The organism is Amycolatopsis sp. NPDC049252 (assembly GCF_043197175.1).
GTDB lineage: Bacteria > Actinomycetota > Actinomycetes > Mycobacteriales > Pseudonocardiaceae > Amycolatopsis.
On sequence record NZ_JBICSQ010000135.1, the window covers coordinates 1 to 14,663 of the forward strand.

13 protein-coding genes are annotated in these 14,663 nt (G+C 72.7%); 4 read left to right on the forward strand and 9 right to left on the reverse strand.

All coding sequences use genetic code 11. The features are described 5' to 3' along the window. Positions 1-113: 113 nt before the first annotated feature. The 4 genes from ACGFMK_RS46980 to ACGFMK_RS46995 all read right to left on the reverse strand — a co-directional run bounded on the left by ACGFMK_RS46980 (position 114) and on the right by ACGFMK_RS46995 (position 5,529). The gene (locus ACGFMK_RS46980) at positions 114-2,348 is read right to left on the reverse strand and encodes a bifunctional SulP family inorganic anion transporter/carbonic anhydrase (protein ID WP_392777927.1); all 2,235 of its coding nucleotides are present in this window, start codon (positions 2,346-2,348) and stop codon (positions 114-116) included. Between the two features lie 246 nt (positions 2,349-2,594). Then, complete coding sequence (locus ACGFMK_RS46985) at positions 2,595-3,875, reverse strand: adenosylmethionine--8-amino-7-oxononanoate transaminase (protein ID WP_392777930.1); 1,281 nt, start codon at positions 3,873-3,875, stop codon at positions 2,595-2,597. A gap of 12 nt (positions 3,876-3,887) precedes the next feature. Next, positions 3,888-5,090 carry a cytochrome P450 gene (locus ACGFMK_RS46990; protein ID WP_392777933.1) on the reverse strand — a complete coding sequence of 401 codons (1,203 nt, stop codon included), beginning with the start codon at positions 5,088-5,090 and terminating at the stop codon, positions 3,888-3,890. 25 nt (positions 5,091-5,115) lie between these two features. Beyond that, positions 5,116-5,529 (reverse strand): SRPBCC domain-containing protein, encoded by a 414-nt coding sequence (locus ACGFMK_RS46995; RefSeq protein WP_392777936.1) that lies wholly within the window; start codon positions 5,527-5,529, stop codon positions 5,116-5,118. Between the two features lie 64 nt (positions 5,530-5,593). Between ACGFMK_RS46995 and ACGFMK_RS47000 the strand changes: the two genes are divergently transcribed. Further along, positions 5,594-6,217, forward strand: coding sequence for a uridine kinase (locus ACGFMK_RS47000; RefSeq protein ID WP_392777939.1), 624 nt, complete (start codon positions 5,594-5,596; stop codon positions 6,215-6,217). A 3-nt stretch (positions 6,218-6,220) separates the two neighbouring features. Here ACGFMK_RS47000 and ACGFMK_RS47005 read toward each other — a convergent pair whose 3' ends face one another. The 4 genes from ACGFMK_RS47005 to ACGFMK_RS47020 all read right to left on the reverse strand — a co-directional run bounded on the left by ACGFMK_RS47005 (position 6,221) and on the right by ACGFMK_RS47020 (position 10,785). After that, positions 6,221-7,378, reverse strand: coding sequence for a glycosyltransferase family 4 protein (locus tag ACGFMK_RS47005; RefSeq protein WP_392777942.1), 1,158 nt, complete (start codon positions 7,376-7,378; stop codon positions 6,221-6,223). A gap of 148 nt (positions 7,379-7,526) precedes the next feature. After that, positions 7,527-8,579, reverse strand: a complete 1,053-nt coding sequence (locus tag ACGFMK_RS47010) for an NlpC/P60 family protein (RefSeq protein ID WP_392777945.1) — start codon at positions 8,577-8,579, stop codon at positions 7,527-7,529. 435 nt (positions 8,580-9,014) lie between these two features. Next, a complete protein-coding gene (locus ACGFMK_RS47015; RefSeq protein ID WP_392777948.1) occupies positions 9,015-9,272 on the reverse strand; it encodes a hypothetical protein in 258 nt (85 codons plus the stop codon). Between the two features lie 124 nt (positions 9,273-9,396). Next, complete coding sequence (locus tag ACGFMK_RS47020; protein ID WP_392777951.1) at positions 9,397-10,785, reverse strand: NYN domain-containing protein; 1,389 nt, start codon at positions 10,783-10,785, stop codon at positions 9,397-9,399. Between the two features lie 108 nt (positions 10,786-10,893). On the opposite strand from ACGFMK_RS47020, the gene ACGFMK_RS47025 reads away from it, so the two are divergent. The 3 genes from ACGFMK_RS47025 to ACGFMK_RS47035 all read left to right on the forward strand — a co-directional run bounded on the left by ACGFMK_RS47025 (position 10,894) and on the right by ACGFMK_RS47035 (position 13,417). Then, complete coding sequence (locus ACGFMK_RS47025; RefSeq protein WP_392777954.1) at positions 10,894-12,597, forward strand: DEDD exonuclease domain-containing protein; 1,704 nt, start codon at positions 10,894-10,896, stop codon at positions 12,595-12,597. A 341-nt stretch (positions 12,598-12,938) separates the two neighbouring features. Then, a complete protein-coding gene (locus tag ACGFMK_RS47030) occupies positions 12,939-13,220 on the forward strand; it encodes an Lrp/AsnC family transcriptional regulator (RefSeq protein ID WP_392777957.1) in 282 nt (93 codons plus the stop codon). Further along, entirely contained in the window at positions 13,217-13,417 is a 201-nt protein-coding gene (locus tag ACGFMK_RS47035) for a YdeI/OmpD-associated family protein (protein ID WP_392777959.1), read from the forward strand. Before ACGFMK_RS47030 ends, ACGFMK_RS47035 begins: the two co-directional genes overlap by 4 nt. A 46-nt stretch (positions 13,418-13,463) precedes the next feature. Here the strand turns inward: ACGFMK_RS47035 and ACGFMK_RS47040 are convergent. Continuing rightward, a partial coding sequence (locus ACGFMK_RS47040; RefSeq protein WP_392777962.1) for a cytochrome bc complex cytochrome b subunit occupies positions 13,464-14,663 on the reverse strand: 1,200 nt, incomplete at its 5' end.

A 14,663-nucleotide genomic window follows, 5' to 3' on the forward strand; every position in this document is an offset into this window, starting at 1 on the left:
GCCCCGGGCCGGGCGGCCGCCGGGTAACCCGGGGCACCACAGGGGGGCCCGCGCGCCCCGTGGGGGGTTTGGGTGCGTCGCCCCCCCCCAACGCCACATCGGGCCGCTTCAGGTCAGGGCGTGAGCGAGCCCGCCGGGACGAACCCCCGGGCCGCGTCGTCCAAGAGGGACACCTGGGCGGCTCCCACGTCGAAGTACATGCCCGTCAGCCGGAGCCCGCCGCGGTCCAGGGCCGCGGCCACCACCGGGTAGCCGCGCAGGGTTTCCAGCTGCTGCACGACGTTCTGCAGCGCCAGCTGGTCGGCCTCGGCGGCGGGACGGCGGCCGCCGAGCAGCAGCGGCGCTTCCCGGACGCGGCGCCGCAGCGTGGGCTCGCCGTGGCGCAACCAGGCGCCGAGCCGGTCCAGGCCCGGGGGCGCCTGGCCGAGCAGCGCCTTCATCGCCCCGCAGCCGGAGTGCCCGCAGACCACGATCTCCGCGACCCCGAGCACCCCGACGGCGTACTCGATCGCCGCGCCGACCGACGAGTCGGCGCCGCCGTCGGCCGGCGGGACGAGGTTGCCGATGTTGCGGACCGTGAACAGGTCGCCCGGCCCGCTGGTCGTGATGAGGTTCGGCACGATCCGGGCGTCACCGCAGGTGATGAACAGGGTGTGCGGCTCCTGGCCGTCGGCGAGGCCGGTCCAGGTGTCGCGCAGCAGCGGCGCGGTGCGGCGCTGGAACTCCGACGCGCCACGGCACAGCAGGGAGCTCGCGGTGCGCTGCGCGGGCAGCGCGACGTGCTCGGCCTGCCACTCCGACCACGGCGCCAGCCAGCGCGGCACCACCCGCGCGGCGAGGCCCCGGCGCACGGTCGGCGTCCCCGCGCGGCCGCGTTCGAACCACGGGTGGCCGATCTCGTCGACCGTCACCGGCCCGGCGTGCGCCTGCTGCCAGCCGCGCAGGCAGTCGAACGCGGCGTGGTCGAGGTAGTCGACGAGCAGTTCCAGGGTGACCTCGGCGTGCGCGGGCACCTCGGCGAGCACCCGGGTCAGCCGGGGCACGGACAGGAACGTCAGCGCGCCTTCGATGACGACGCGGTGGCGGTCACCCTGCCGTTCGACGTGGATCCCGGAGAAGATCATCCGCCGCAGCATCAGCGCGAGCGCGAGCAGTATCCCGGCCGCGACGCCGGTGAGGAGGTTGACCGCGACCGCGCCGGCCAGGGTGACGACGTACACCGGGAGGTCGCCGTGGCGGTAGACGTCCTTGAGCGCGGCCGGGTTGACCAGCTTCGTCCCGACGTAGACCAGCAGCGCGGCGAGCGCGGCCAGCGGGATCAGCCGCAGCGTCCCGGTGAGCAGCAGGCACGCGGCGAGGATCCAGAGGCAGTGCAGCATCGCCGACATCCGCGTCCGCGCGCCGGCTTCGTAGTTGGTCATGCTGCGCACGACGACGCCGGTGACCGGGAACCCGCCGAGCGCGCCGGCGGCGACGTTCGCCATGCCCTGCCCGACCAGTTCGCGGTCGAGGTCGGTGCGCGGGCCGCCGCGGCGCTTGTCGACCGACACCGCGGACAGCAGGCTCTCGAGGCCGGCGATCAGCGCGATGGTGACGGCGGCGAGGGCGAACCCGCCCCAGCCGCCGTCGGGCAGCCGCGGCACGACGTGCAGCGACGGCAGCCCGGCGGGCAGGTCGACGCGCGGCAGGACCATGCCGGTCGCGACGGACAGGCCGGTGGCCAGCGCGATGGCGGCCAGCGGCGCGGGCAAGCGGCGGACCGGGCGTGGCAGCCGCGGCCAGGCCACCAGCACGGCGAGGGTGACGACCCCGATCAGCACGGCCTGGTCGTGGTGTGCGGCGATCCGGGCCGGCAGCGCGACGACGTTGGCGAGCGCGGAGCCCTGCGCGGTGCCGCCCAGGACCACGTGCAGCTGGCCCAGGACGATGGTGACGCCGATGCCGGCCAGCAGGCCGTGCACGATGGCCGGCGACACCGCGAGCGCGGCGCGGGCGGTGCGGGTGAGGCCGAAGAGGATCTGGAGCAGGCCCGCGGCGACGGTGATCGCGCAGGTGACGGGCCAGCCGTGGGTGGCGATCGTGTCGGCCAGCACCACGGTGAGGGCGGCGGACGGGCCGCTGACCTGCAGCGGCGATCCACCGAAGACGCTCGCGACCAGGCCGCCGACGACGGCGGAGACGAGTCCCGCGAGCACGGGGGCCCCGGCGGCGAGCGCGATGCCGAGGGAAAGCGGTACGGCGACGAGGAAAACGACTATCGAGGCGGGTAGGTCGTGCTTCAGGTTTTCCAGGAACGGCGTGCGGGACGGGGGTCCGGTGTCGTGCTCTCCACGAACGATCTCGATCATGGGGGCAGGATCGCCGAAACCGCGCGAAAAGTCCGCTATGCAAGCATTTCTCGCGTTTACAAAGGTACGGGATCAGCTCCGGGAAGCCGGCCTTTCACACTCGCCGACTCCGCCGTTCGCGTGGTGTGGATCATGGGTTTGCACGCAGAGCGACGATGAGGGACCTTCGGGTCTCGCTGTGCCCGCGGTCACACCCGATGGGCTGAAATCCAGTGTTTACGAGGCCCTGGAGTCTCCCGCGGGTGATCACGCCTTCTCCGCCACCGCCAGCATCGCCCCGGTGATCACCGCGAGGTCCGCGTCGTCCGTGACGTACGGCGGCATCGCGTAGACCAGGTCGCGGAACGGCCGCAGCCACGCGCCCTGCGCGGTCACGACGTCCGTCGCCACGGCCATGTCCACCGGGTGGTCGAGCTGCAGCACGCCGATCCCGCCGAGCACGCGCACGTCGACCACCGACGGCAGGTCGCGCGCCGGGGCGAGGCCGTCCAGCAGGCCCTTCTCGACGCGCGTGACGTCCCGCTTCCAGGCCCCGTCCGCCAGCAGCCCGAGGGAGGCGTTCGCGACCGCCGAGGCGAGCGGGTTGCCCATGAACGTCGGGCCGTGCGCGAGCACCGGCAGCGCGCCGCGCGAGATGCCGTCGGCGACCTCGGGCGTGCACAGCGCCGCGGCCATGCTCAGGTAACCGCCGGTCAGCGCCTTGCCGAGGCACAGCACGTCCGGCGTCACGCCCGCGTGCTCGGCCGCGAACAGCGCGCCGGTGCGGCCGAACCCGGTGGCGATCTCGTCGAAGATCAGCAGCACGCCGTGCGCCTCGGTCAGCTCCCGCAGCGCGCGCAGGTAGGCGGGGTGGTGGAAGCGCATCCCACCGGCCCCCTGCACCACCGGCTCGACGATGACCGCGGCCAGTTCCCCGGCGTGCCGGGCGATCTCCTCGGCGAGCATGTCCACATAGGACTGATCGGGTGGGGTGTCGAAGCCGGACGGCGGCGCGGGCACGAAAACCTGCTCCGGCAGGACCCCGCGCCACAGCGCGTGCATGCCGCCGTCGGGGTCGCAGACGCTCATCGGCGTGAACGTGTCACCGTGGTAGCCGCCGCGCCAGGTGAGCAGCCGCCGCTTCTCCGGCAGCCCGCGGGAACGCTGGTACTGCAGGCACATCTTCGCCGCGACCTCGACCGACACCGAGCCGGAGTCGCAGAGGAAGACGTGCTCGAGCCCGTCCGGGGTCAGGTCGACCAGCGTCTTCGCCAGGGTGATCGCGGGCTCGTGCGTCAGGCCGCCGAACATCACGTGGCTCATCCGCCCGGCCTGATCGGCGAGCGCGGCGTCGAGCACCGGGTGCCGGTAGCCGTGGATCGCCGACCACCACGACGACATCCCGTCGACCAGCTCCCGGCCGTCGGCGAGCTTCAGCCGCACCCCGCTCGCCTCGGACACCAGCAGCGAAGCCACCTTCGCCGGCATCGGCGCATACGGGTGCCACACGTGCTGGGCGTCCAAGGCGAGGAGGTCGGCGGAGTCCATCCGCCGATTAAATCAGCGCAGCCGGACCGGCAGGGACTCCAGGCCGTGGATCAGCGAGCTGGGCCGGTAGGCCAGCTCGTCCGGCTTTGCGTCCAGCGCGAGGTCCGGGAACCGCGCGATCAGGCCCCCCAGGGCGATCTCGGCCTCCAGCCGGGCCAGCGGCGCGCCGACGCAGTAGTGGATGCCGTGCCCGAACGCCAGGTGGCCGCCCGCCGCGCGCGTGATGTCGAGCTTGTCCGGCTCGGCGTAGCGCGCCTCGTCGCGGTTGGCGCCCAGCAGCGAGATCAGCACGAACTCGCCCTCCGGGATCGTCACCCCGCCCGCCTCGACCGGCTCCACGGTGAACCGCAGGGTGGCCAGGTGGATCGGGCCGTCGAAGCGGAGGAACTCCTCCACGGCGTTCGGCAGCAGCGCCGGGTCGTCACGCAGCAGGGCGAGCTGCTCCGGCTCGCGAAGCAGCGCCAGCACACTGTTGGCGATCAGGTTGACCGTGGTCTCGTGCCCGGCGACCAGCAGCAGGAAGGCCATCGACACCAGCTCGGGCTCGGACAGCGAATCGCCGTCGTCGCTCGCGTGCACCAGGTCCGACAGCAGGTCCTCGGCCGGCTCGGCGCGCTTCTGCGCGATCAGGCCGGTGAGGTAGCCGAACATGTTCTGGGCCGCGGCCTGCGCGTCCTCCGGCTCCGACGAGCTCAGCAGCGTCTTCGACCAGTCCGCGAACTCCGTGCGGTCCTCGGCCGCGACGCCGAGCAGCTCGCAGATCACCGTGATCGGCAGCGGCGCGGCGAAGGACGGCAGCAGATCGGCCCGCTCCCGCCCGGCCAGCGCGTCGAGCAGCTCGGCGGTGATCTTTTCGATCCGCGGCCGCAGCCGCGCCACGGTCCGGCCGGTGAAGGCCTTGTTGACCAGCTTGCGCAGCCGCGAGTGGTCCGGCGGGTCCATGTTGAGCATGTGGCGGCCCAGCGAGTCCTCGAAGCCACCTTGGGTGGTCGCCCCCGACGGCAGCTTGGACTCGAACAGCGCGTGCGCCTGCAGGCTGTCCTTCCGCAGCCGGGAATCGGCCAGCAGCGCCCGGGCCTGCGCGAAGTCCGTCACGATGTAACAGCCCAGGCCACGCGGCATCCGGGCCCGGCGCACCGGCCCGCCCCCGCGCAGCAACTCGGCGAACAGGTGCGCGTCCTGCGCGAAGTCCTCAGCCACTTCCACCGTCGTCATGCTTTCCCCCTGGAAGTCGGCCGCGTCAGCGCTCGGCGAGTGCCGCCACCACGCGATCGGTCACGTCCTGCCAGTATGCCCGCTGTTCCTCGCGCTCTTCCGCGTCCGAAAGCCATTCCTGGTGGAACCGCAGCGTGGTCTTGGCGCCCGAGCCGCTGAGGCGCACCTGGACCGTGGAGTCGTGGTCCCAGTCCTGCGGCCGCCAGGTGAGCCGGACGCGGTCGCCCGCCACGAAACTGCGGATCTCGCCGACGGTGCCGTTTTCGGTTTCGTACTCCGCGCCCGCTTCCCGCGGCAGCTCGACGCCGGGGCCCAGCCAGATGGCGACGCCCTCCCGGCTGACCAGGAAGTCCCACACCTCCGCGCCCGGATGCGGCAGGGTGCGGGAAACCCCTATGTTCCAACCGACTTCGGCTGTCTTCCCCACTGAAGAAGTCATACCGGCATCATCCCATCGGGGGACGACGAAAACCGTCCCCGGTCCGGGTGGAGGATCTCTTCTCGTGCGCTACCGCCCGATCTCCCCCGCCGTTCTGGCCGAAGAGCTGACCGACCGCATCGGCGCCCTCACCGAGCGCCCCCGGATCGCGGTGGCGATCGACGGCGCGGCCGGTGCGACGGAGACCACAGAACTCGCGGACGCCCTGGTCGAGCCGCTGCGCCTGCGCGGCCGCGCGGCCCTGCGCGTCTCCGCGCGCGACTTCCTGCGCCCGGCGTCGCTGCGCTTCGAACACGGCCGCACGAACCCCGACGCCCGCTACACCGACTGGCTCGACCTCGGCGCGCTGCGCCGCGAGGTGCTCGATCCCCTGGCCGGCGGCGGTTCCGGCGAGATCCTGCCCTCGCTGTGGGACGCCGAACGCGACCGCGCGACCCGCGCCGCCCGCGTGCCGGTGCCCGAAGGCGGTGTCGTCATCCTCGACGGCGAGCTGCTGCTCGGTGCCGGCCTGGCGTTCGACCTGGCCGTGCACCTGTGGCTCTCCCCCGCCGCGCTGCGCCGCCGGGTGCCGGACGCCTGGGCGCTCCCGGCCTACGAACGCTACGAGGAGGAAGCCGGCCCGAGCGCGCTGGCCGACGTCGTGGTGCGCGTCGACGACCCGCGGCACCCGGCGCTCTACACGCCCTGACGCTCAGCGGACGGCGGCCACCGGGTCGCCGTCCAGCAAACCGGACAGCCGGTCCGCCATGACGTCCCAGCGCCAGTTCTCCGTCACCCACGCGCGCCCCGCCTCGCCCATCCGGCGGGCCCGCACCGGGTCCGCGAGCAGGCTGGCGACGGTCTCGCCGAGCTGGCCGACGTCCCGGCCGTCGACGACGTGCCCGGTCACCTCGTCCAGCACGGCTTCGGGCGCGCCGCCGGAGTTGCCCGCGACCACCGGCAGGCCGGTCGCCGAAGCCTCCAGGTAGACGATGCCGAGGCCTTCGACGTCGAGGCCCTTGCCGCGGGTGCGGGCCGGCATCGCGAAGACGTCACCGGCCGTGTAGTGCGCGGGCAGCTCGGCCCACGGGACCGACCCGGTGATGACGACGTCGCGCTCGACGCCGTACTCGGTGACCAGCTCGGTCAGCCGCTTGCGGTACGGGCCGCCGCCGACGATCAGCAGCGCCGCGCCGGGCACCCGTTCCTTCAGCTTCGGCATCGCGCGGATCAGCTGGTCCTGGCCCTTGCGCGGGACCAGCCGCGACACGCACACCACCGTCGGCCGGTCGCCGAGGCCGTGCCGCGCCCGGATCTCCGCACGCGCGCCCGGGTCCGGCCGGAACAGCTCGGTGTCCACACCGGACGGCAGCAGTTCCAGCCCGGCCATCGCGCCGAACGCGGCGGCGAACCGGCCGCGGGTGTAGCGGCTGACGTAGGTGACGACGTCCACGGTGTCGCCGATGCGCCGCAGCGCCTGGCGCGAGCCCGGCAGCATGGACCAGCCGACCTCGTGGCCGTGCGTGGACGCCACGACGCGACGGGCCCCGGCCTGCCGCAGCGGGTGCCCCAGCAGCGCCAGCGGCGCGGCGGCACCGAACCAGACGGCTTCGCACTCCCGCGCGCGCATGATCTGCTTCGCCCGGCGGAGCACGTCCGGCGTCGGCAGCATCAGTGACGTCGGGTGCCGGACGACCTCGAACGGCGCCTCGGCGTCGAACTCCTCGTGCGACCCCGTCCGCGACTCCCACGACGGCGCGTAGACGACCAGGTCGTCCGCCGGCAGCCGGGTGGCGAGGGAGTTCAGGTAGTTCTGGATCCCCCCGGGCCGGGGCGGGAAGTCGTTGGTCACGAGCAGGGTCTTGAGCACGCCCCAGAGGCTAGCGGCCGCCACCTCTCTTCGTTCGGGGGTTCCGGGTGGCGAAGCCCCCGGCCCGAGGCGGAGCCTCGGATGACACGGCGAAGGGGCGGCACCGCGTGTGCGGTACCGCCCCTCACGTTGTCTCAGTGCTGCGAATTCACGACGTCGGGCGTCGCGCTCCCGCGTACTGGCTCTGCAGCGGCGAAATCTTGACGACGTCACCGGTGTCGGGCGCGTGCACCATCTTGCCGTTGCCGACGTACATGCCGACGTGCGAAACGGGCGAGTAGTAGAACACGAGGTCGCCCGGCTGCAGCTGGTCCCGCGGTACCGCGGCGCCGAAGGTGGACTGCTCCCGGCTGGACCGGGGCAGGGTGATGCCGGCCTGCTTGTACGCCCAGAGCATCAGGCCCGAGCAGTCGAACGTGCTCGGCCCGGTGGCACCCCAGACGTAGGCGCTGCCCAGCTTGCTCAGGGCGGCGTCCAGCGCGGTCTGGGCGTCCGCGGTCGGGGCCTTGAGCCCCGGAGGCGCGGAGCCCGTGTCGCGCTGCGCGGCCTTGTCGAGCGCGCTCAGGCTCTTGTTGGCCGCCTTGAGCTGGTCGATCTGGTCGTTCAGCGTCTTCTGCTTGGCCTGGATGTCCGAGGTCAGCTTCGCCGCCGCGTCACGGGCGTCGGTCGCCCGCTTGGCCGCGTCGGACGCCTTGTTCGTGGCGTCCGTGGCCTGCTGGACGGCGCCGGTGAGGTTGCCCATCGCGCCGTTCTTCTCGGTCGCGATGACCTCGAGCGCCGAGGAGCGGTCCAGGAAGTCCTGCGTGGACGTTCCGGCCAGCAGCGCCGACAGCTTGTTCAGCTGGACGCCGCTGGTGAACGACGCGCCGGCGAACTTGTCGACCTCGGTCTGGTACTTCTTCTGGTTCGCGCTCGCCACCGCGGCCTGGTCCTTGGCCGCGTTGACGTCGTTGGTGGCCTTGTCGAGCTCACCTTGCTTGGCCTTCAGGTCGTCCTGGGCCTTGAGCAGGTCCTCGTTGAGTTTCTCGGCCTGGGCCGCGAGATCGCGGTACTGCGCGAGCGCGTCCGAACCGGTGGGCGGGGCTTGGAGAACGGGGATGGGGGCGGCGGTGGCCGACGGCTGGGCCAGGGTGACGAGGGTGATCACCGAAGCCGCGGCGAGGGCACCTGACACCACGCGCCTGACTGGATGCGACTGCACGGTCGCGCGGGTCTCCTTTGCGTCTCGGCCGCCGAGGGGACCGGGGCACGAAGAGGTCGGGGGTTCCTCTTCGCCGCTCGTCCCGCCGATCGCCCGCGTTCTCCCGCAACAGGTTCTCCCGCAACAGGTGAAGCGCGCGATGGTGGTTCCGGCTCCCAGCTTCCCGACAAAGCTGCGTCCGGCGGCAATCTCGCGTCGCCGCCTCATCGACGGCCAGGGGCCACGAGATCTCGGACAGGTTACGAAAAGACCGCCACCACGTCCACCACCCCCGGCGCAAAAACTCTGCGTAACGCCGTTAAACACCATCGGACCAGCAGGGGAGAAAACATGTGATGGGCGTTACACGCTGGGGATATTCCCTTCGCCTTTTCGACTACCGACCGTTCACCTGATCCGATCGACCACTCGGCGCGCCGACACGAAACGGCCGTGTCAGGCGGTGCGCAAAGCCGGTCCCTCCACCAGACGGAGCCGGGGCACCATCCCCGCCTCGGCCAGCGCGTCCACGGCGCGGCGCTCGTCGGCGTCCCACACGACGGCGGGCGGCGCGCCGAGCAGGACGGTCACCACGCAGTCGTGGCAGGAGATGCCGCGCACGGCGCAACGGTCGCAATCCACCACGACGTTCTCGATGTCGGACACGGAAATGTGCGAGACGTCCACTTCGGACAACTCGGGGGTGCCGGTCATGTGGTCCTCCTCACGTCGGAACTGCTGCCCCGCACGTTAGGCGGCACCACCGACAGTTTCCGGCGCCCAGATCGCCCCCAGCGGCTCCGATTCACCCGATCGGGGTCCGGGGGACGCGGAGACCTCAGACGCGGCTGAGACGCGACACGAGCACCGCGGACGGCGTCGGGTGCGCGCCGCCGCCGCGGACCGAGTCCGCCACCGCGCGGTCGGACGTCGCGACCACCATCGGGCGGCCCGCGGGCTCGGCCGCGACCAGGTTGCGGATCACGTCGTCGGCCAGCACCCCGCGGTCGGAGAACAGCACCCGGACCCCGCGCGGCACCGACGCCGGGACCGACAGCACGCCGGCGCCGTCGAAGACCACCGTGACCTCGGCCGACGTCCGCGCGGCCAGTGCGGAGAGCTGGTGGATCAGGCGGTCGCGCTGGTCGGCCAGCGCGAGCTCGGGGTAACCGGTCTTGGTGACGTTGTAACCGTCGACGATCAGGTGCACGTTGGGCAGCGCGAGGTAGCGGTCCAAGGTGGACACGTCGGCGATCTTGCCGCCCTGGCCGAGTCCCGAGCTGGCGCCGCGGACCATGTCGGCCGGCCGGGCGCCGCGGGCGCCGAGGGCCAGTTCGCGGCGCAGGCCGGTGACCGCGCCGTCGATGGTGTCGACGAGCAGGGCCAGGCGCACCTCGTCGGCTTCCCGGGCCTCGCGGGCCGACTGGCGGGCGATCTCGGCGTCGGCGACCGCGCGTTCGGCGCGCTTGTGCTCGTTCGCGACGCGCTGGCGTTCGCGCGCGAGCTGGACGTTGAGGGCGGCGATCTCCTCGGCGCGCGCCGAGGACCCGCGTTCGGCCTCCGCGGACGCCACTTCGGCCGCGTCCTTGGCCTGGCGGAGCTGCACACCCTGCTCGCGCAGCCGTTTCAGGAGCTTCTCGACTTCGCCTTCACGCTCACCGCGGACGCTCGCGGCGGACGCCTTCGCCTCGGCGAGCTCGGCGCGGACCTGGATCAGCTCGGCTTCGAGCCGCTGGCTGCGGGCGAGCGCCGCGTCCCGTTCCGCGCGCAGCGAGTTCTCCTCGGCGTTCTTCGCGACCAGCCGGACGCGCCCGGCGGCGCCGGACTCGCCGAGCAGCACGGCGGCCGCCGCCGCCGCGACCGACTCCGCGGCGTTGGGGTCGAGGGCGTCGGTGCGGTGCTCACGCAGCCACTCGATGACGGCCGTGCGGAACTGGGACGACTCGCCCAGCGCGGCCAGCAGGGCCGCCCCGCCCAGCTTGGCGCGCTTGGCCGGCGCGAACTTGGCGACGGGCCGCAGCTGGCGGGGCACGTCGGTGTTCGGCAGCTTGGCGACGGCCGCCGCGGCCAGCTCGGCGATCCGGTCGCGGACCGCCTCCGGCAGGGCGGGCCAGGAAGCGGGTTCGGGCCGCTCGCCGGTGTCGCCCGCCTGCTCCGGGCTCGGCGCGACACCCGAGGGACCGGTGTGGTCCCCGGGCGGCTCCGGCACGAGCGGCTGCGGGTGCATTGGTCCAGGGTAGGCCCCGGCCCCGGATCCCGCGTCGCACGCCATGCCGACCCTGCGCGACCAGCCGGTCGCCGAAAATTGTCGGGGGTGGCCTCTAGGGTCCCGGCCATGCGTTCGGTCCAGGCACAGCTCGCGTTCGACGAGCTCGGAACTCCGTTGCGGGACACGACTTTCGTGGTGTTCGACCTCGAGACGACCGGGGCCGGGCCCGGGCCGAGCGAGATCACCGAGATCGGCGCGGTGAAGGTGAGCGGCGGCCAGGTGCTGGGCGAGTTCGCGACGCTGGTGAACCCCGGGAAGGTGATCCCGCCGCAGATCGTCTCGCTCACGGGCATCACGCAGGCCATGGTCTACGACGCGCCGCCGATCGAGGAGGTGCTGCCGGCGTTCCTCGAGTTCATCCGCGGGGCGGTGCTGGTGGCGCACAACTCGGGGTTCGACACCTCGCACATGCGCGCGGCCTGCGAGGGGCACGGGTACGTCTGGCCGAAGGCGACCGTGGTGTGCACGGTCCGGCTGGCCCGGCGGGTGATCCCGCGCGACGAGGTGGGCCGCTACAACCTGCTGGCCCTGTCATTGCTGTTCGGGGCCCGGACCCGGCCGTCGCACCGGGCGCTGGACGACGCGCGCGCCACCGTCGACGTCCTGCACGGGCTGCTGGAGCGCGTCGGCAACCTGGGCGTCCACTCGCTCGAAGAGCTGATGGGCTACCTGCCCGAGGTCACGGTGGCCCAGCGCGCGAAGCGGCACCTGGCCGCGGACCTGCCGGCCGCACCGGGCGTCTACCTGTTCAAGGGGCCGAAGGACGAGGTCCTGTACGTCGGCACGGCGAAGGACCTGCGCCGGCGGGTGCGCACGTACTTCACCGGCTCGGAGGGGCGCAGCCGGATCCGGGAGATGGTCGCGCTGGCCGAGCGCGTCGACCACGTCGTCTGCGCGCACTCGCTGGAGGCCGAGGTGCGGGAGCTGCGGCTGATCGGCGCCCACCGGCCGGCCTACAACCGCCGCTCGAAGAACCGGCACCAGGGCTGGTGGGTGGGCCTCACCGACGAGGCGTTCCCCCGGCTGTCGGTGGTGCGGCTGCCCCGCCCCGGCGTGCTGGGGCCGTTCCGCAACCAGGCCGACGCCCGCACGACGGCGGACACCCTGGCCGGGGCCTCGGGCCTGCGGACGTGCACCCAGCGGATCTCGCCGAAGTCGCCCAGCGGCACCCCGTGCGTCCTGGCCGAGCTGGGCCGCTGCGGGGCACCGTGCGCGGGCCGGCAGAGCGTCGAGGCGTACGGCCCGGCGGTCGAGTCGGTGTCGGGGCTCATCGCGGGCCTCGACGGCGCCCCGCTGCGCGCTGCGGCGGCCCACCTGGAGCGGCTGGCGGAGGCCCAGCACTACGAGCAGGCGGCCCGCCACCGCGACGAGCTGGCCGGCCTGATCAGGGTGCTGGGCCGGGCCCACCGCCAGGCGGCGCTGGCCTCGATCGGCGAGCTGATCGCGGCGGCCCCGGACGGCGCGGGCGGCTGGGAGCTGTCGGTGATCCGCTACGGCAGGCTGGCCTCGGCGGGCGTCGCGCGCCGCGGGGTGCCGCCGATGCCGGTGGTGGAGGCCCTGGTGGCGTCGGCGGAGACGGTCATGCCGGACCCGGGCCCCCTGCACGGCGCGCCCCCGGAGGAGGTGGGTGTCCTGCTGAGGTGGCTGGCCCGCCCGGGAGTCCGCCTGGTCAGAACGACCCGCCCCTGGTCCGAACCGGCGACGGTCGCCGGGTGGCGGGGCTGGCTGGACCTGGTGACGGAGGCGCATTCGCTGGAACACGTCGGCTGAGGGCCGGGATCGTCGGCGGGCACCCGGCGAACCGCTTGACCGGCCACATCGCGCTCGGTGCGACCCTCCCGCCGCCGACTGCGGCGGCGACCCCGCAGCCGGAATACCAGGACTCAGAACCCACCGGGCATCGGGTCGGGTCAGGGCAGGCCGAGCACCCCGGCGGGCCGGCTTGACCGGCGGCCGCCGTATCGCGCTCGGCGCTCACCCGCCGGAGCGAGAACCTTGCAGCCGGCCAACCGGCGCACGGCACCCACCCCGCGCCGAGTCAGACCGGCCGCCCGCCAGCGGGCTCACTAGGATCGCGGGCGACACCCGCAGACGAGTCTTGGAGGACCCAGGTGATCACCGCGATCGTGTTGATCCAGGTAGAGGCGGACGCGATCCCGGACGCCGCGCAGGCGATCGCCGACCTCGAAGGCGTCGGTGAGGTCTACTCGTGCGCCGGGGACGTCGACCTCATCGCCACCGTGCAGGTTTCCGCGCACGAGGACCTGGCCGACCTGATCCCCGGGCGGATCGGGAAGGTGCCGGGTGTGCTGGACACCGTCACGCACATCGCGTTCCGCTCGTACTCCCGCGCCGACACCGAGTCGGCCTTCTCGATCGGCGCCGAGGAGTGACCTCGGGCCGGCCCGAGGTGCCGCCGGAGCTGGCCGACGCGCTCGCGGCGGCCCCGGACGCGGCCGCGCTGTTCGACGCGTTGCCGCCCTCCCACCAGCGCGAATACACGAAGTGGGTCGCCGAGGCCAAGAAGCCCGAGACCCGTGTCTCCCGCGCCGGGAAGACCGTCACGAGACTACGAAGCGAAACGCACTGAAGGCCACCTCCCGACCGGGGAGGTGGCCTTCAGCGTCGGTTATCGGCTAGCGCTCCGAGCCGCCCTTGGCGACCTCGACGCTCTCGATCTCGCCGTGCTGACCGTTGCCGTTCGCGTGACCGTTGCCATTGCCGTTGGAGTGCCCGTTGCCGTGGGCCCGCTCCAGCGCGGCGGTCTCCTCGGCCGGGTCCGGCGACCAGAACGTGCCCGGGACGGCGTGGCCCGCCGACCCCAGCTTGTTCATCTTCTTCGGCACCGAAGCGCCCTGGTATTCGAGCGGGACCGCGTGGCCGTGGCTGTCGACGCCGCCGAGTGGCTGGTGGATCTCGATGAACTCACCGTGCGGCAGGCGCTTGATGATGCCCGTCTCGACGCCGTGCTCCAGCACCTCGCGGTCGGCCCGCTGCAGGCCCAGGCAGAGCCGGTAGGTCAGGTAGTAGGCGACCGGCGGCACGAGCAGGACGCCGATGCGGCCGGCCCACGTCGTCGCGTTCAGCGAGATGTCGAACTGGTCGGCGATGATGTCGTTGAAGCCCGACAGCTCGATCACCATGAAGAAGCCCAGCGCCATCGCGCCCAGCGCCGTGCGGACCGGGACGTCCCGGGGCCGCTGGAGCAGGTTGTGGTACGCGGTGTCCTTGGACAGCTTCCGCTCGATGAACGGGTAGCTGATGAACAGGCCGATCAGGACCGGCATGCCGATCGCGCCGGGGAAGAACACCGCCGGGATCGTGTAGTTCCCGAGGTAGACCTCCCACGCGGGCCAGATCCGGAGCATGCCGTCGGCCCAGGCCATGTACCAGTCCGGCTGCGAACCGGCCGACACCTGCGCCGGGTTGTACGGGCCGAAGTTCCACACCGGGTTGATCTGGAACAGCCCCGACATCAGCGCCAGCACGCCGATGACCAGCGTGAAGAACGCGCCGCCCTTGAGGGCGAAGTACGGCATGATCCGGACACCGACGACGTTGGTCTCCTTGCGGCGCACCCCCGGGAACTGGGTGTGCTTCTGGTACCACACCAGCGCCAGGTGCGCCCCGACCAGCGCGAGCATGATGCCCGGCAGCAGCAGGATGTGCAGCGTGTACAGCCGCGGGATGATCTGATCACCCGGGAACTCCCCACCGAACAACGCCCAGTGGATCCACGTCCCGATCACCGGCACCGACAGCACGATCCCCGACAGCGTCGCGCGGATACCGGTACCGGAAAGCAGATCGTCGGGCAGCGAATACCCGAAGAACCC

Coding starts and splice junctions, on each gene's coding strand:
- ACGFMK_RS47015 (WP_392777948.1), bottom strand. CDS start 9,272: ATGACCGGCACCCCCGAGTTGTCCGAAGTGGACGTCTCGCACATTTCC.
- ACGFMK_RS46995 (WP_392777936.1), bottom strand. CDS start 5,529: ATGACTTCTTCAGTGGGGAAGACAGCCGAAGTCGGTTGGAACATAGGG.
- ACGFMK_RS46990 (WP_392777933.1), bottom strand. CDS start 5,090: ATGACGACGGTGGAAGTGGCTGAGGACTTCGCGCAGGACGCGCACCTG.
- ACGFMK_RS46985 (WP_392777930.1), bottom strand. CDS start 3,875: ATGGACTCCGCCGACCTCCTCGCCTTGGACGCCCAGCACGTGTGGCAC.
- ACGFMK_RS47025 (WP_392777954.1), top strand. CDS start 10,894: ATGCGTTCGGTCCAGGCACAGCTCGCGTTCGACGAGCTCGGAACTCCG.
- ACGFMK_RS46980 (WP_392777927.1), bottom strand. CDS start 2,348: ATGATCGAGATCGTTCGTGGAGAGCACGACACCGGACCCCCGTCCCGC.
- ACGFMK_RS47020 (WP_392777951.1), bottom strand. CDS start 10,785: ATGCACCCGCAGCCGCTCGTGCCGGAGCCGCCCGGGGACCACACCGGT.